Genomic DNA, 15,300 nt, shown 5'->3' with positions numbered 1-15,300 from the left:
GTGTCCATGCGCTTCGAGGTGTGGGCACCACGGGCCCGCCGGGTCTGGCTGTGGCTGGAGGGTGCGCGGCTGCCGCTGCGTGAGGACGCGGGCGGCTGGTGGCGTACGGACGCGGCGGCCGGGCCCGGCTCCCGCTACGGCTTCGTGCTGGACGACCCCCAGGGCCCCGTGCTGCCCGACCCCCGGGCCCGCCGGCTGCCGGAGGGCCCCGAGGGCCCGGCGGCGGTGACGGACCCGGGGGCGTACCCCTGGCGGCATCCGTGGGCGGGGCGCGGGCTGCCGGGGGCGGTGCTGTACGAGCTGCACATCGGTACGTTCACGGCCGAGGGCACGTTCGACGCGGCGGCGGAGCGGCTGGAACGCCTGGCGGAGCTGGGCATCACCCATGTGCAGCTGATGCCGGTGAACCCGTTCCCTGGGCGGCACGGCTGGGGGTACGACGGGGTGGCGCCGTGGGCGGTGCACGAGCCGTACGGGGGCCCGGAGGGGCTGGCGCGGCTGGTGGACGCGGCGCACGGGGCGGGTCTTGGCGTGGTCCTCGACGTGGTGCACAACCATCTGGGGCCCTCGGGCAACCGGCTGCCGGAGTTCGGCCCGTACTTCACCGACCGGCACCACACGCCGTGGGGTTCGGCGGTGAACCTGGACGGGCGCGGTTCGGACGAGGTGCGGGCGTACTTCGCGGGCAGCGCGCTGGCGTTCCTGCGGGACTTCCGGCTGGACGGGCTGCGGCTGGACGCGGTGCACGAACTGGCGGACGACCGGGCGCTGCCGTTCCTGGCGGAGCTCTCGGCGGCGGTGGACGCGCTGGCCCTGGAGGTGGGCCGGCCGCTGTTCCTGATCGCCGAGTCGGACCGCAACGACCCGCGGACGGTCGCGCCGCGCGAGCGCAACGGTCTGGGCCTGCACGCGCAGTGGACCGACGACTTCCACCACGCACTGCACGTGGCGCTGACGGGTGAGGCGCAGGGCTACTACGCGGACTTCGCACGGGCCCCGATGGCCGCGCTGGCCAAGACCCTGACCGGGGGTTTCTTCCACGACGGCGGCTACTCGGCGTTCCGGGGCCGGGGGCACGGGCGGGCGCTGGAGCGGGCGGCGACGCCGGCGTACCGGCTGGTGGGGTACGCGCAGACGCACGATCAGATCGGCAACCGGGCGCTGGGCGATCGGCTGACGGCCCAGGCCGGGCCGGCGCGGGCGGCGCTGGGAGCGGCGCTGGTGCTGTGCGGGCCGCTGACGCCGATGCTGTTCATGGGCGAGGAGTGGGGGGCCGGCTCACCGTGGCAGTTCTTCACCGACCATCAGGACCCGGCGCTGGCGGAGGCGGTGCGGCAGGGCCGGCGCGCGGAGTTCGCGGCGCACGGCTGGGCGGCCGGGGACATCCCTGACCCGCAGGACCCGGCGACCCGCGACCGTTCCGTGCTGCGGCATCCTGCGGCGGAGGACCACCGGGAGCTCACGCGGTGGCACCGGCGGCTGATCAGGATCCGCCGCGCGCTGCTGACACCTGGGCAGCCGCTGTCGGCGGTAGCGGTCCGGTACGACGAGGACGAACGGTGGCTGACGGTGTGCCACGGTCCGCTGGTGGTGGCGGTGAACTTCTCGCCCGACCGCCCGGCGACCGTGGCCGTTCCCCCGAACCTGCTCACGCTCCTGGCGGCCACCCACCCCGTACCCCCGACGGCCCCGGAGGCGGGCCTGCGGCTGCCGCCGGAGTCGGCGGCGGTCCTGACCCCGGCCGACGGCCGGGAGGTGTCCGGCCCGTGGTGAGCACGCCCGGAGATGGGCCGGCGACCCAGCGAAGGTCCTGAACGCCGTGACCCGCCGCCTCGTTCACGGGAACGCTGTTCGGCACCGTGACCTGGCCGTCATGGCTGCCGAGCAATATTCCGGACCTCCGGCCCGCGTCGCAGGAGAGGGGAGATCTCCACGGCCGCACCCCGGCCGCCGCTCCCCCGGTCGAGCCGTTTCGCTGGCATCATCGGTGACATGGGCAACACGAACGAACCGCCGTACGACGTCCTGGTGGTGGGCGCCGCCGGGGTGGACACGATCGTGCGGGTGCCGCGTCTGGAGGTGCCGGACGCCGACCTGCTGCACGTCCCGCCGATCCGCGACTACGTGGCGCACACCGGGACCGGCGCCGCGCTGGGTTTCCACGCGCTGGGGCTGCGCACCCACTTCCTGGACTTCCTCGGCGAGGATCTCCAGGGCGACCTGATCCGGCGCCGCTTCACCTCCGCCGGGCTCGGCTTCGATGTGCTGCCCGCGCCCAACGGCACCCCACGCAGCGTCAACCTGGTGGACGAGGCGGGGCGCAGGTTCTCCTTCTACGACGGCCGGCATCCGGCGGATCTGCTGCTGCCCCCGGAGTTCGTGGGGCCGCATCTGGACCGGGCGCGCCATGTGCACGTGTGCCGTTCCGGGTTCAACCGGGAGCTGTTCGGTGAGCTGGAGCGCCGCGGTCTGCCGTCCTCGACCGATCTGCACGCCTGGGACGGGGTCAATCCGGACAGCCATCCCTGGGCGTTCCGCACCGACTACGTGTTCCTGAGCGCGGCCGGGCTGCGGGGCCGGATCGAGGAGACGCTGCGGCTGATCCTGGAGCGGGGGAAGGCGCGGCTGGCGGTGGCCACGGACGGGGAGCGCGGCTGCCATCTGCTGAGCCGGGAGGGGGACGGGGCCGTACAGCACTTTCCGGCGGTGACCCCGGCGGCGCCGGTGGTGGACAGCAACGGGGCGGGCGACGCGTTCGTGACGGCGTTCCTGTACACGCTGTTCGCGGGCGGGGGTCTCGGTGAGTGTGCGCGGGCGGGCACCGTCTCGGGGGCCTTCGCGTGTACCCAGGTGGGCACCCACGAGCGGCAGATGACCGCCGCCGAGCTTGCGGCGGAGCTGGCCGGTGCGGGTGGCGGGGACGGCGCGGCGGCCGTCAGTCCAGCGTGAACACCCGGCCGCGCGCGCTGCCCTCCACGGCCTCCAGGTAGCACACGGCCACCTCGTCCAGCGGGGTGCCGGGGGCCGGGTCCATGTCCAGGGAGATCAGGGTCTCGCGGATCCAGCCGGGGCTGACGGTGTTGAGCCGTACGCCGCGCGGCAGTTCCCTGGCGGCGGCGGGGACGAAGGCCTCGATACCGGCGTTGATGAGGCGGCCGAGCGCCGCGTCGCGCAGCGTGTCCGGGATGGTGCCGCTGGTGAGGGTGATCGAGCCACCGTCGCGCAGATGGGGCAGGGCCCTGCGGACCAGCTCGACCTGCCCGGTGAGCTTGCCGTCCAGGCCGCTGAAGAACGCGGCGTCGGTGGAGCCGGCCACCGGGGCCGTGCCGCCGCTGGCCGCGCAGCACACCACGGCGTCCACCGGCCCGTGCGCGGCGAGCAGCGCGTCGACGGTGGCGGGCTCGGTGAGGTCGACGCGCGCCGGGCCGCGCCGGGAGGCACGGACCACCCGGTGCCCGTGTGCCTCCAGCGCGCCGGCGACGGCGGCACCCACGGTGCCGCCCGCGCCGATCACGATGACGTCGAGCGTCACCCGGCCTCCGTCCCCGGCTCCGCCTCCACGTGCCGGATGGCGATGGAGTTGATGCAGTACCGCAGGTCGGTGGGGGTGCCGTAGCCCTCGCCCTCGAAGACGTGACCCAGGTGCGAGCCGCAGGTGGCGCACAGCACCTCGGTGCGCGGGCGGCCCGGCAGGGAGGTGTCGACCCTGGTCTCCACGGCGTCGCTGTCGGCCGGGTCGTAGAACGAGGGCCAGCCGCAGTGCGACTCGAACTTGGTTCCGGAGCGGAACAGCTCGGCGCCGCAGGCGCGGCAGTTGTAGACGCCGACGGTCTTGGTGTCGGTGTACTCGCCGGTGAAGGCCCGCTCGGTGCCCGCCTCGCGCAGGACCCGGTACTCCTCGTCGGTCAGTTCCTCGCGCCACTGCGCGTCGGTCTTCTCGACCTCGTAACCCATGGTTCCGCTCTCCTCAGTCACAACGATTACCGCGCCAGCCGGTCCAGGATTTTCGGTCCCAGGTCGGTGACGTCCCCGGCTCCCATGGTGAGAACGAGATCGCCGGGCCCGGCCATTCCCGCGATGACCTCGGGGACGGCGTCCTTGCCGCCCTCCGGTTCGGGGTGTACCCGAGCGCCGTGCCGGGTGGCGGCGTCGGTGATCAGCGCGCTGGTGACGCCGGGGATGGGGTCCTCGCGGGCGGGATAGATCTCCAGCACCACGGAGGCGTCGGCCAGGGCGAGGGCCTGGCCCATCTCGGTGCCCAGTTCCCGGGTGCGGCTGAACAGGTGCGGCTGGAAGACGACCAGCACCCGGCCCTCGCCCGCCGCGCCGCGTACCGCTTCCAGGTCGGCGGTCATCTCGGTGGGGTGGTGGGCGTAGGAGTCGATGACCTGCACCCCGGCCGCCTCGCCCTTGAGCTGGAGGCGGCGTCCGACGCCGGTGTAGGAGCCGAGCGCCGTGGCCAGTGCGGCGGCCGGGACCCCGGCCGCGACGCCGGCGGCGAGCGCGGCCACCGCGTTGTGGGCGTAGTGGCGGCCGGGTACGGAGACGCCGAAGGCCAGCTCGGAGCCGTCGGCCAGTCGTACGGTGACGGTGCTGGTCAGGCCGTGCGGGACGACATCCAGGACGCGGACGTCCGCCTCGGCCGACTCGCCGTAGGTGACGATCCGCAGGTCGGCGCGGCCGCGCAACCGGGCGGTGAGGACGCGGGCGCCGTCCTGGTCGGCGTTGATGATCAGGGTGCCGCCGGGGCGCACGGCGGCGGTGAACGTCTCGAAGGACTCGTAGATCTCGTCCATCGAGGCGTAGTTGGCGTGGTGGTCCAGCTCGACGTTGAGGATCACCGCGACCTCGGGGGTGTAGCGGTGGAAGCTGCGGTCGCTCTCGTCCGCCTCGGCGACGAACAGCTCGCCCTTGCCGTGGTGCGCGTTGCTGCCCGGGCCGTCCAGGTCGCCGCCGATGGCGTAGGAGGGGTGCAGGTCCAGGGTGCCGAGCGCGACGGCGAGCATGGAGGTGGTGGTGGTCTTGCCGTGGGTGCCGGCCACCGCGATGGCGCGGCTGTCGGTCATCAGGGCGGCGAGCGCCTCGGAGCGGTGCACCACGGGGATGCCCTGGGAGCGGGCGGCGGCCAGCTCGGGGTTGTCGTCGCGGATGGCGCTGGAGATGATCACGCAGCTGGTGCCGTCGGCCAGGTGCGCGGCGTCGTGGCCGATGCGGACGGTGGCGCCGAGCTCGCGCAGGGCGGCGGCGGTGGCCGATTCACGGAAGTCGCTGCCGGCCACGAGGGCGCCGCGCTGGGTGAGGATCTTCGCGATGCCCGACATGCCCGCGCCGCCGATGCCGATGAAGTGGGGCCGTTCCATGGCGGGCGGGATCGCCGGTGTCATGCGTGTGTCTCCCTTGTCCCTGGTCATCCCTGGTCTGCGCCGATCATCCCTGGTCTGCGCTGCCGCTCGATTGTCGCACTCCGGTCCGGGGGCGGGCGCACCGCGCGGGTCACTCCGCGTGGGCGAAGAGTTTGAGGACCGGCACGTCGACCTTGTGCCGGGCGCGGGAGGCCCAGTCGCGGTGGAAGAACTCCTCGACCAGGTGCGGTGCGGTCAGGACGATGACCTCGTCGGCCGAGGTCTCGGCGACGACGGCGGTGAGCAGTTGCAGCGGGTGGCTGTCGACGAGTTGCCCGACCGCGTGGGCGCCGGCCTCGCGCAGGGCGGCGACGGAGTGGGTCAGCGCCCGTTCGGCCGGTTCACGGGCGGCCTCGTCCTCGGGTTCGTCGGCCTCGCGTCCGGCGTCGCCGAATTCGCCGAGGGCCACGTCGTCGAGGGCGCGCAGCAGCCGGTCCTGGTCGCCGCGTGGCTGCATGAGGACGATGAAGGACATCTCCTCGTCCCCGTGCAGCGTGGTGACGAGCTCGACGTCGGTGGGCACCAGTGGCTTTTCGATCATGAGGATGCTCGTGAACATGGTCAGCGCCCTTCTTCGCGGCCGGGTCCCGCCCGGTGCGGCAGAAACCATCCTTCCCCGTGGACGCACGGGGTGTCGCGCCATCAGTCTGCCCACATCAGGATAAGCGGAACGTTCCATTCCGCAGATTGTCAGACCCTCCGGTATCGCCCGAACAGAAAGCCGGACTCCTCCAGCAGCGAGGTCAGCTCCAGCTCGCGCGGCACCTCGATCCCCGGGCCGCTCATCACCCGCCCGGCGGTACCCACCGCGTACCGCGGCGAGGTGGTCAGACACAGCTCGTCCAGCGCCCCGGCCTCGGCGAAGGCCCCCAGCAGCCGCGGGCCGCCCTCGGTCAGCAGCCGGGTGTAGCCCCGCCTGACCAGCTCGGCCTTCACCCGCAGCGGATCCACCTCGGCCCCCTCCCCCACCGTGATCACCTCGGCGCCGGCCGCCCGGGCGGCGTCCAGGCCGTGCCGCGGGGCGGCGGGACCGGTGATCAGCATCGTGGGCACCACCGGCTCCGTGAACAGCGGCAGCGAGAAATCCAGATGCAGGCTCGCCGAGACCACCGCGATCGCCGCCACCGGCGTCTGCCCCGCCTCCGCCCGGCGCGCGGCGAACTCCGCACGCTCCCGCGCGGGCCGGTAGCGCTCCTGCCGTACGGTCTCGGCGCCCACGATCACCACATCGGCCAGCGCCCGCAGTACCCCGAAGATCCGCATGTCCGCCGGGTGGGACAGCGGCTGGGAGCGCCCGCCGTGATGGGCCGCGCCGTCCACCGAGGTGACCATGTTGGCGCGCAGCCAGCCCTGCCCGTGCAGATGCTCCTGCGGGTAGGCGTAGACCCCGGCCAGCTCGGCCGGCTCCCAGGGACGGTCGAGGGCGTCATCCGGAACATCGAGGGCGGGAGGCAGCAGGCGTCGCATGGGGCGCAGTGTGACATACGGTCCCACCACGGCAGGCGCGCACGCCCCGTAAAATGGAGGATTGTGTCCAGCACCGCCATACCCGAGTCCAGCAGCGGAACGACCGCCCCCGCCGCGCTTGCCGACCGCGCGCCCCAGGTGCCCGCCGACCGGCTGGTGGCCGAGCTCGTCCCGCCGCCGCGCTTCGACGCGGTGCGCTTCGCCACCTACGTACCGGACCCCGGACAGCCCTCCCAGGCCGCCGCGGTGGAGGCGCTGAGCGGCTTCGCCGCCGGGCTCGGCGCACCGGCCGCCCAGGCCGGCGGGCGGCGCGGCCTGTGGCGGCGCGCCCCGCGTACCCCCGCGCGCTCCGGAGCCCGCGGCATGTACCTGGACGGCGGCTACGGCGTCGGCAAGACCCATCTGCTCGCCTCCCTGTGGCACGCCACCGACGCCCCCACCGAGCTGAAGGCGTTCGGCACCTTCGTGGAGCTGACCAACCTGGTGGGCGCGCTCGGCTTCCAGCAGACGGTGAAGACCCTGTCCGGGCACCGGCTGCTGTGCATCGACGAGTTCGAGCTGGACGACCCGGGCGACACCGTGCTGGTGTCCTCGCTGCTGGGCAAGCTGGTCGCCGAGGGCGTGGCGCTGGCCGCCACCTCCAACACGCTGCCCGGCAAGCTGGGCGAGGGCCGGTTCGCCGCGGCGGACTTCCTGCGCGAGATCCAGGGCCTGTCCGCGCACTTCACGCCGCTGCGCATCGACGGCGAGGACTACCGGCACCGCGGGCTCCCCAAGGCCCCGGAGCCACGCACCGACGACGAGGTGACGCGGGCCGCGTACGCCACCCCCGGCGCCTCGCTGGACGACTTCGGCGATCTGCTGGACCACCTGGCCCGGGTGCACCCCAGCCGGTACGGGGCGATGTGCGAGGAGCTGACGGCGGTGGCGCTGACCGGCGTACGGCCGGTGGCCGACCAGTCCACCGCGCTGCGCCTGGTGGTGCTCGCCGACCGGCTGTACGACCGGGAGGTCCCGGTGCTGGCGTCCGGGGTGCCGTTCGACGAGTTGTTCGGCGAGGAGATGCTGCGCGGCGGGTACCGCAAGAAGTACTTCCGGGCCATCTCCCGGCTGACCGCCCTGGCCCGCGACGCCGGGCGGCTGGTGCCCGCCCCCTGACCGCCGGCGACTGATCCCCACCGCGCGACCCCGGTGGCGGGCCCGCGCGGGCGGGCCCATCATCGGGACATGGCGACCGAGCTGCGTGACCTGCTGCGGGTGACGCCGGGCGGCAAGGCGGAGCTGGCCGGCCGTGACCCGGACGACACCCCCGGATTCAAGGGCAAGAAGGCCAAGGCGCGCACCGAGCTGGACGCGATGGCGCCGGTCCTGGCCGATCTCCAGGAACGGCTGTTCGCGGCGAGCACCGGCGGCGACCGGCACCGGGTACTGCTGGTGCTCCAGGGCATGGACACCGCGGGCAAGGGCGGCACCGTCAAGCATGTGATCGGGCACCTCAACCCGGCCGGCTGCCGGATCAGGGCGTTCAAGACACCCACCCCGCAGGAGCTGGGGCACCACTTCCTGTGGCGGATCAGCAACGGTCTGCCGGGCGCCGGGGAGGTCGGCATCTTCGACCGCTCGCACTACGAGGACGTGCTGGCGGTGCGGGTGCACCACCTGGTCGACAAGGAGGTCTGGTCGCGGCGGTACGCGGAGATCAACGCCTGGGAGGAGGCGCTGACCCGCGACGGCCTGGTGCTGGTGAAGGTCTTCCTGCACATCGGACGGGACGAGCAGCGCGACCGGCTGCTGCGCCGTCTGGACCGCACCGACAAGCACTGGAAGTTCAGCCGCAACGACATCACCGAGCGCGCCCTGTGGCCGCACTACCGCAAGGCGTACGAGGCGGCGCTGGAACGCTGCTCGACCCGGGCCGCGCCCTGGTACGTGGTGCCCGCCAACCACCGCTGGTACCGCAACTGGGCGGTCAGCCGACTGCTGCTGGAACATCTGCGGGAGATCGACCCGCGCTTCCCGCCCGGCGACTTCGACGTGGAGGAGGCCCGGCGCCGGCTGCTCGCCGAGTGAGGCCGGGCGGGCACGGGATCGTCCAGCGGTGGCGGACGGCCACCCGCCCCGTACCGGTGGCCGTCCCCCTGACGTACGCAGCTCAGGCGAGCGAGGCCACCAGTTCGGAGACCGACTTGCGGCGCCCGGTGTAGAACGGGATCTCCTCCCGCACGTACAGCCGCGCCTTCGAGCCGCGCAGGTGGCGCATCAGGTCGACGATGCGGTGCAGTTCGTCCGCCTCGAAGGCCAGGATCCACTCGTAGTCGCCCAGCGAGAACGAGGCGACGGTGTTCGCCCGGACGTCGGGGTAGCCGCGCGCCATCTTGCCGTGCTCGGCCAGCAGCGTGCGCCGCTCCTCGTCCGGCAGCAGGTACCAGTCGTAGGAGCGCACGAACGGGTAGACGCTCACGTAGTCGCGGGCCTGCTCGTCGGCGAGGAACGCCGGGATGTGCGACTTGTTGAACTCGGCGGGGCGGTGCAGCGCCATGTTCGACCACACCGGCTCCAGCGCGCGGCCCAGGCGGGTGCGGCGGAAGAGGTTGTACGCGTCCTGGAGGGCGTCCGAGGTCTCCGCGTGCCACCAGATCATCACATCGGCGTCGGCGCGCAGCCCGGAGACGTCGTACGTGCCGCGTACGGTGATGTCCTTGTCGGCCAGCTGCTCGAACAGCTCCGTGACCTCCTCCGCGATGCCGCCGCGGTCCTCGGGCAGCACGTCGCGCAGCCGGAACACCGACCACAGCGTGTAGCGGATGACCTCGTTCAGGTCCTTGGCCCGCTTGCCGGCGTTGGGGGTCTTGTCGGATGCAGTCGTCATGTCCGTCATCTCCTACTCTCCTGTGTCCTCGCGCGGGCCCGGAGCCACGGTGCGCAGCAGTTCCTCGGCGGCCCGGGTCCCGCCCGCCACGCATGCCGGGATGCCGATCCCGTCGTAGGAGGCGCCGCACAGCCGCACTCCGGGCAGTGCCGCCAGATATCCGCGCACCCGGGCCGCCCAGGCCGGGTGGCCGACCTGGTACTGCGGCAGCCCGTCGTACCAGCGGGTGACCACCGAGTCGACGGGTTCGGCCGCCAGGCCGGTCGCCTCGCCGAGGTCGGCGAGGGCGGCGCGGACCAGGTCGGCGTCCTCCCACTGGAGCGGGGCGCTCTCCCCGTAGCGGCCGATGGAGGCGCGCAGGACGAACAGTCCGGGGTCCGCCGCGGCGGCCCAGCCCCACTTGGCGCTGGTGAAGGTGGCGGCCTTGATGGTGCGGCCTTCGACGGCGGGCACCAGGAAGCCGCTGCCGCGCGGCAGCCGGGCCAGGTCGGCGCGCCGGAAGGCGAGGGTGACCAAGGCCATCGACGCGTAGTCCAGGGCGGCGAGTTCACGGCCCGCCGCGGGTGCCTCGGCCGCCAGCAGCCGGGCGGCGGCGCTCGCGGGCACGGCCAGGATCACGCCGTCCGCCGTCAGCGAGCGGCCGTCGGCCAGCTGGGCGGCCCAGCCGCGCGCGGTACGGCGCAGGCCGGTCACCGCGACGCCGCTCTCCAGGGTGGCGCCGGCCGCCCGGCAGGCGGCGGCGACGGCTTCGGGGAGCCGGCCGACGCCGCCCTCGATGCCGTTGAAGACCGGGCCTGCGGGCTTGCCCTCGCGGGCCTCCTCCTGCTGCCGCTGCACGGCGCGCACGGCGGCCAGCAGCGAGTCGTGGGTGCGGGCGGCCTCGTAGAGGTGGGGGACGGCGGCGCGCAGGGAGATGCGGTAGGCGTCGCCCGCGTAGACGCCGCCGAGCAGCGGCTCGACCAGCCGGTCCACGACCTCGTGGCCCATCCGTTCGGCGACCAGGGCGCCGATGCCGATGTCCTCGCCGACCCGCAGCGGCGGCAGTTCGCTGTCCCGGGCGATGCGGGCCACACCGGTGTCGGAGAGCACCCCGGTGAGGGCGGCGGCGGTGCCGGGCACGCCCATCACGTGGCCCTTGGGCATGGGGCGCAGCGCGCCGCCGGTCCAGATCGCGGCGCCGACGGGGGCCGGCGGGTGCAGCGCGCCGCCCAGGCCGGCCGCCTCGGCGAGGTCGATGGCCTCGGGGCGGCGGGCGAGGATGGATTCGGCGCCCAGGTCGACGCGCAGGCCCGCCACCTCGCCGGTGCGCAGTTTGCCGCCGAAGCGGCGCTCCGCCTCCAGGACGGTGACGCGGACGCCGGATCCGGTGAGCCGGTGCGCGGCGGCGAGTCCGGCGATGCCGCCGCCGATGACGATCACCTGCATGGTCAGCGGGCGGTGCGCTCGTGGACGTACTCGGTCAGCCGGGTCAGGGCGTCCGGGTCGGTGTCCGGCAGGACGCCGTGGCCGAGGTTGAAGATGTGTCCGGGCAGTGCGGTGGCGGCGTCCAGCACCTGCTGCGCCTGGGCCTCGACGGCGGCGCGCGGGGCGAACAGCACGGCGGGGTCGAGGTTGCCCTGGACGGCCTTGCCGCCGCCGATGCGGCGGGACGCCTCGTCCAGCGGGATGCGCCAGTCGGCGCCGACGACATCGGCGCCCGCCTCGCTCATCAGCCCGAGCAGTTCGCCGGTGCCGACGCCGAAGTGGATGCGGGGCACGCCGTGGTGCTCGACGGACCGGAAGACCCTGGCGGAGTGCGGCAGCACGTGGGCGCGGTAGTCGGCGGGGGCCAGCGCGCCCACCCAGGAGTCGAAGAGCTGGACGGCGGAGGCGCCGGCCGTGATCTGCACGTCCAGGAAGGCGGAGGCGATACCGGCGAGCCGGTCCAGCAGCGCGTGGAACAGCTGCGGGTCGCCGTACATCATGGCCTTGGTGTGCTCGTGGTTGCGGGAGGGCCCGCCCTCGATGAGGTAGCTGGCGAGGGTGAACGGCGCTCCGGCGAAGCCGATCAGCGGGGTGGCGCCGAGCTCGGCGGTGGTGAGCCCGATGGCCTCGGTGATGTACGGGACGTCGTCGGGCTCCAGGGGCCGCAGCTGCTCCAGGTCGGAACGGTCACGGATGGGGCGGGCCACCACGGGGCCCACGCCCGGCTTGATGTCGAGGTCGACGCCGATGGCCTTCAGCGGGACGACGATGTCGCTGAAGAAGACGGCGGCGTCCACGCCGTGCCGGCGCACCGGCTGGAGGGTGATCTCGGTGACCATGTCGGGCCGTGCGCAGGAGTCGAGCATCGTGGTGCCGGCCCGCAGCTTGCGGTACTCGGGCAGCGAGCGCCCGGCCTGGCGCATGAACCACACCGGGGTGTGCGGCACCGGTTCCCGGCGGCAGGCCCGCAGAAACGGGGAATCGGTCAGGGCGCGGTCCTGCGACTGGCTGCTGTGGGTCACACGGGAAAGTTTCGCACGACGCGCGGATTGACCCGCACCCCCGGGGTGTGCTTCGCGGTACGGGGGCCGGGCGGCGTGGCCTCGCGGTGATCGGCGCGGCGAGGACCTAGGGTTACCGGCCATGGCAGCGTCACGAATTGAGCCGACGGAGGATTCCGGAGACATGAACGGCCCCGGCGCTGAGGCTCCTTACGCGTTCCGGCGGGCGGTGGCGGCGCTCGGCGCCGCACGGCCGCGGCCCGAGGTGCGGCTGGCACCGATGCCGGCCCCGCGCCGGCTGGCCCCGTACGCGCACGCCCTGGAGGCGGAGGTGACGGTCGACGGCGCGGAGCTGGCGGACGGCCGGTTCATCCTGCTGCACAGCCCGCAGGGCGACGAGACCTGGCGCGGGGACTTCCGGGTGGTGACCCTGGCCCGTGCCGATCTGGACCCGGAGCTGGGCGCTGATCCGCTGTTGCCCGAGGTGGCCTGGTCATGGCTGATGGAGGCGCTGGAGGGGCGGGGTCTGGCCCCGCTGGAGGAGAGCGGCACGGTGACCCGGGCCGGCTCGTACTTCTTCGGCGGGCTCGGTGACCGGCCACCGCGTACCGAGGTGGAGCTGCGGGCGTCGTGGACCCCGCGCGACCCGGAGGAGGCGGGCGGCCATCTCCTGGCCTGGTGCGCGCTGTTGGCGCAGTGCGCGGGGCTGCCGCCGGAGACGGCGGGGGGTACGGTGGCGGCTTTTCCCCGCCGGCGGGGGCCCCGCCCGGTGTAGGGAGGCAGGAAAGCGCACAACGGGCCGTATGACAAGGAGAACCGAAGGAGAAACCTACGAATCACCGGTTCGTGATCATTCTCTAAAGGCCCAAGGAGTTCATGCCGAAGGAGTCAATGACCCTTCCATCCGGATCGCCCCGGCTTCACCAGATAAGTCGGCTCCGTCCCCATCCAGCCCGGAGGCCCGGTGTCAGTTCTCCTCGAGCACCCCACAAGCCTGGTGGCGTACCGCCCCAACAAGCCCACCGCGATGGTCGTCGTCGCCGACCCGCGTGTGCGTTCCACCGTGACCCGCCATCTGTGGGCGCTGGGGGTGCGCGACGTGATCGAGGCGTCGTCCATCGCGGAGGCGCGCCCGCGGGTGGCCAACCCCCGTGACATCTGCGTCGCCGATGTCCACCTGCCCGACGGTTCGGGGCTGACCCTGCTGTCGGAGACCCGGGCGGCGGGCTGGCCCAACGGGCTCGCGCTGTCCGCCGCCGACGACATCGGCGCCGTCCGCAACGCGCTGGCCGGCGGCGTCAAGGGGTACGTCGTCACCGGTACCCGCAACAACCTGGGCCCGCCGGCCCGGCACGGCGCGGCACAGATCGGCGCCGCCGCCCGGATGCACCACCACCGCCGCCCGCCGGGCGCGCCCGCCCACCAGGGCGGCTACCGCGAGCTGTCCGGGCGGGAGGTGGAGGTGCTGCGACTGGTGGCGGAGGGCCAGTCCAACAAGGCCATCGGGGTCTCGATGGGCCTGTCGGCGCTGACGGTCAAGAGCCACCTGGCGCGGATCGCCCGCAAGCTCGGCACGGGTGACCGGGCCGGGATGGTGGCGGTGGCGCTGCGCACCGGCATCATTCACTGAACGTCCGGCGGCCCGGCCGCCGGCCTTCGCCCCGCTGCCCGCGGTGTCCCGGTCGGGACGCCGGCGGGCAGCGGGGCGTTTGCGGTCGGATACGGTCCGACACCGCGCACCGTACGCACACCGTTACCCTTGACAGGTGACCGACGCTCAGCAAACCGCCGATGACGCCGCCCCACCGACCACCGAGGAGACCGGTCCGGCGGCGGTACCGTTGCTGGCCCCCCGGGAGGGCGTTCCCGAGGTCACGGCCGACGACGCGGCACTGGAGTCGGTGGTGGCCGCCTTCGCGGCCGGGAGCGGGCCGGTGGCGGTGGACGCGGAGCGGGCGTCCGGCTACCGGTACGGGCAGCGCGCGTATCTGGTGCAGTTGCGGCGCGAGGGCGCGGGTACGGTCCTGATCGACCCGGTGGCCTGCCCCGATCTGAGCGCGCTGGGCGCGGCGCTGTCCGGTACGGAGTGGGTGCTGCACGCCGCGACGCAGGACCTGCCGTGCCTGCGTGACATAGGAATGGTTCCCGAGCAGCTGTTCGACACCGAGCTGGCGGGCCGGCTGGCCGGGTTCGCCCGGGTGGGCCTGGGCGTCATGGTGGAGAACGTGCTCGGCTACAGCCTGGAGAAGGGGCACTCGGCGGTGGACTGGTCCTCCCGTCCGCTGCCCGAGCCGTGGCTGCGGTACGCGGCGCTGGACGTGGAGTTGCTGGTCGATCTCCGCGACGCGCTGGAGGAGGAGCTGACCAAGCAGGGGAAGCTGGAGTGGGCGCACCAGGAGTTCGCGGCGATCGTCGCCGCTCCCCCGGCGCCGCCGCGCAAGGACCCCTGGCGGCGCACCTCGGGGGTGCACAAGGTGCGGCGCCGCAGACAGCTGGCGGTGGTGCGGGAGCTGTGGACCACCCGCGACCACGTGGCGCAGCGGCGTGATCTGTCCCCGGGCAAGGTGCTGGCGGACGCGGCGATCGTGGCGGCGGCGCTGGCGGTGCCGGCCGATGTGACGGCGCTGGCGGCGCTGCCCGGTTTCGGGCACCGGATGGGGCGGCGGCAGTTGCAGCAGTGGCAGGCGGCGGTCGACCGGGCGAAGCGGCTGCCGGAGTCGCAGCTTCCGCAGCCGGGGCAGCCGGTGACGGGTCCCCCGCCGCCCCGGTCGTGGGCGGACAAGGATCCGGCGGCGGCGGCGCGGCTGGCGGCGGCGCGGGCGGCGGTGACGGCGCACGCGGAGGAGCTGCGGCTGCCGCAGGAGAATCTGCTGGCGCCCGACACGGTGCGCCGGCTGTGCTGGGAGCCGCCGGCGGGTGCCGAGCCGGAGCTGGTGGCGCAGTCGCTGCGCTCGCTGGGCGCGCGGGAGTGGCAGATCGAGCAGACGGTGCCGTTGCTGACCCAGGCGCTGGCGGCCGACGCCTGACCGGCGTGTGCGCCCGGCGCGCGCGGCCCTGACAGCGCCCGAACGTGCTCCCGCACCCCGGGAGGTGTCGC

Annotated in this window: 15 protein-coding genes; 7 read left to right on the top strand and 8 right to left on the bottom strand. The window is 73.9% G+C overall.

The genetic code is table 11. The annotated features are described in order from the left end of the window. Positions 1 to 6 precede the first annotated feature (6 nt). Positions 7 to 1,773, top strand: a complete 1,767-nt coding sequence (treZ, locus tag SXIM_RS23070) for a malto-oligosyltrehalose trehalohydrolase (protein WP_046725858.1) — start codon at positions 7 to 9, stop codon at positions 1,771 to 1,773. A gap of 219 nt (positions 1,774 to 1,992) precedes the next feature. Then, positions 1,993 to 2,949, top strand: coding sequence for a carbohydrate kinase family protein (locus SXIM_RS23065; protein ID WP_030730489.1), 957 nt, complete (start codon positions 1,993 to 1,995; stop codon positions 2,947 to 2,949). On the opposite strand, the gene SXIM_RS23060 is transcribed toward SXIM_RS23065, so the two are convergent. From SXIM_RS23060 to SXIM_RS23040, 5 genes are all read right to left on the bottom strand, one after another. Continuing rightward, positions 2,936 to 3,532, bottom strand: coding sequence for a short chain dehydrogenase (locus SXIM_RS23060; protein WP_046725026.1), 597 nt, complete (start codon positions 3,530 to 3,532; stop codon positions 2,936 to 2,938). The two genes, SXIM_RS23065 and SXIM_RS23060, sit on opposite strands and share 14 nt — an antisense overlap. Then, the gene (msrB, locus tag SXIM_RS23055) at positions 3,529 to 3,954 is read right to left on the bottom strand and encodes a peptide-methionine (R)-S-oxide reductase MsrB (protein ID WP_030730486.1); all 426 of its coding nucleotides are present in this window, start codon (positions 3,952 to 3,954) and stop codon (positions 3,529 to 3,531) included. Before msrB ends, SXIM_RS23060 begins: the two co-directional genes overlap by 4 nt. A gap of 26 nt (positions 3,955 to 3,980) precedes the next feature. Further along, entirely contained in the window at positions 3,981 to 5,384 is a 1,404-nt protein-coding gene (gene murC / locus SXIM_RS23050) for a UDP-N-acetylmuramate--L-alanine ligase (RefSeq protein ID WP_030730484.1), read from the bottom strand. Between the two features lie 109 nt (positions 5,385 to 5,493). Beyond that, on the bottom strand, positions 5,494 to 5,961 hold the full coding sequence (locus tag SXIM_RS23045) for a hypothetical protein (RefSeq protein WP_030730482.1): 468 nt from the start codon (positions 5,959 to 5,961) through the stop codon (positions 5,494 to 5,496). A gap of 131 nt (positions 5,962 to 6,092) precedes the next feature. Further along, positions 6,093 to 6,869, bottom strand: a complete 777-nt coding sequence (locus SXIM_RS23040) for a pyrimidine reductase family protein (RefSeq protein ID WP_046725857.1) — start codon at positions 6,867 to 6,869, stop codon at positions 6,093 to 6,095. A 60-nt stretch (positions 6,870 to 6,929) separates the two neighbouring features. On the opposite strand from SXIM_RS23040, the gene zapE reads away from it, so the two are divergent. After that, complete coding sequence (gene zapE, locus SXIM_RS23035; RefSeq protein ID WP_030730480.1) at positions 6,930 to 8,027, top strand: cell division protein ZapE; 1,098 nt, start codon at positions 6,930 to 6,932, stop codon at positions 8,025 to 8,027. A 69-nt stretch (positions 8,028 to 8,096) separates the two neighbouring features. Then, the gene (locus SXIM_RS23030) at positions 8,097 to 8,939 is read left to right on the top strand and encodes a PPK2 family polyphosphate kinase (RefSeq protein ID WP_030730478.1); all 843 of its coding nucleotides are present in this window, start codon (positions 8,097 to 8,099) and stop codon (positions 8,937 to 8,939) included. 82 nt (positions 8,940 to 9,021) lie between these two features. Here the strand turns inward: SXIM_RS23030 and hemQ are convergent, their stop codons facing one another. The 3 genes from hemQ to hemE are packed head-to-tail and all read right to left on the bottom strand — an operon-like array spanning position 9,022 to position 12,191. Further along, positions 9,022 to 9,738: a hydrogen peroxide-dependent heme synthase gene (gene hemQ, locus SXIM_RS23025; protein ID WP_030730475.1), complete on the bottom strand. Its 717-nt coding sequence runs from the start codon at positions 9,736 to 9,738 to the stop codon at positions 9,022 to 9,024. A 12-nt stretch (positions 9,739 to 9,750) separates the two neighbouring features. Next, positions 9,751 to 11,163, bottom strand: a complete 1,413-nt coding sequence (hemG, locus tag SXIM_RS23020; RefSeq protein ID WP_030730473.1) for a protoporphyrinogen oxidase — start codon at positions 11,161 to 11,163, stop codon at positions 9,751 to 9,753. A 2-nt stretch (positions 11,164 to 11,165) separates the two neighbouring features. Then, complete coding sequence (hemE, locus tag SXIM_RS23015; protein WP_425473488.1) at positions 11,166 to 12,191, bottom strand: uroporphyrinogen decarboxylase; 1,026 nt, start codon at positions 12,189 to 12,191, stop codon at positions 11,166 to 11,168. 196 nt (positions 12,192 to 12,387) lie between these two features. On the opposite strand from hemE, the gene SXIM_RS23010 reads away from it, so the two are divergent. The 3 genes from SXIM_RS23010 (at position 12,388) to SXIM_RS23000 (ending at position 15,229) form a co-directional block, all read left to right on the top strand. Continuing rightward, positions 12,388 to 12,978, top strand: coding sequence for a DUF3000 domain-containing protein (locus SXIM_RS23010; RefSeq protein WP_174864337.1), 591 nt, complete (start codon positions 12,388 to 12,390; stop codon positions 12,976 to 12,978). A gap of 189 nt (positions 12,979 to 13,167) precedes the next feature. Next, positions 13,168 to 13,833, top strand: coding sequence for a response regulator transcription factor (locus tag SXIM_RS23005; RefSeq protein WP_026047480.1), 666 nt, complete (start codon positions 13,168 to 13,170; stop codon positions 13,831 to 13,833). A 136-nt stretch (positions 13,834 to 13,969) separates the two neighbouring features. Next, positions 13,970 to 15,229 (top strand): HRDC domain-containing protein, encoded by a 1,260-nt coding sequence (locus tag SXIM_RS23000; RefSeq protein WP_046725024.1) that lies wholly within the window; start codon positions 13,970 to 13,972, stop codon positions 15,227 to 15,229. Positions 15,230 to 15,300 lie beyond the last annotated feature (71 nt).

It is taken from the genome of Streptomyces xiamenensis, from assembly GCF_000993785.3.
Taxonomy (GTDB): domain Bacteria; phylum Actinomycetota; class Actinomycetes; order Streptomycetales; family Streptomycetaceae; genus Streptomyces; species Streptomyces xiamenensis.
The sequence above is the reverse complement of the archived record's forward strand: the minus strand, read 5'-3'. Positions and strand labels throughout refer to the sequence as shown.

Excerpts from the sequence above, each read along its gene's own strand:
- treZ (WP_046725858.1), top strand. The coding sequence starts at position 7 with ATGCGCTTCGAGGTGTGGGCACCACGGGCCCGCCGGGTCTGGCTGTGG.
- SXIM_RS23065 (WP_030730489.1), top strand. The coding sequence starts at position 1,993 with ATGGGCAACACGAACGAACCGCCGTACGACGTCCTGGTGGTGGGCGCC.
- msrB (WP_030730486.1), bottom strand. The coding sequence starts at position 3,954 with ATGGGTTACGAGGTCGAGAAGACCGACGCGCAGTGGCGCGAGGAACTG.
- murC (WP_030730484.1), bottom strand. The coding sequence starts at position 5,384 with ATGACACCGGCGATCCCGCCCGCCATGGAACGGCCCCACTTCATCGGC.
- SXIM_RS23045 (WP_030730482.1), bottom strand. The coding sequence starts at position 5,961 with ATGTTCACGAGCATCCTCATGATCGAAAAGCCACTGGTGCCCACCGAC.
- SXIM_RS23040 (WP_046725857.1), bottom strand. The coding sequence starts at position 6,869 with ATGCGACGCCTGCTGCCTCCCGCCCTCGATGTTCCGGATGACGCCCTC.
- SXIM_RS23030 (WP_030730478.1), top strand. The coding sequence starts at position 8,097 with ATGGCGACCGAGCTGCGTGACCTGCTGCGGGTGACGCCGGGCGGCAAG.
- hemQ (WP_030730475.1), bottom strand. The coding sequence starts at position 9,738 with ATGACGACTGCATCCGACAAGACCCCCAACGCCGGCAAGCGGGCCAAG.
- hemG (WP_030730473.1), bottom strand. The coding sequence starts at position 11,163 with ATGCAGGTGATCGTCATCGGCGGCGGCATCGCCGGACTCGCCGCCGCG.
- SXIM_RS23010 (WP_174864337.1), top strand. The coding sequence starts at position 12,388 with ATGAACGGCCCCGGCGCTGAGGCTCCTTACGCGTTCCGGCGGGCGGTG.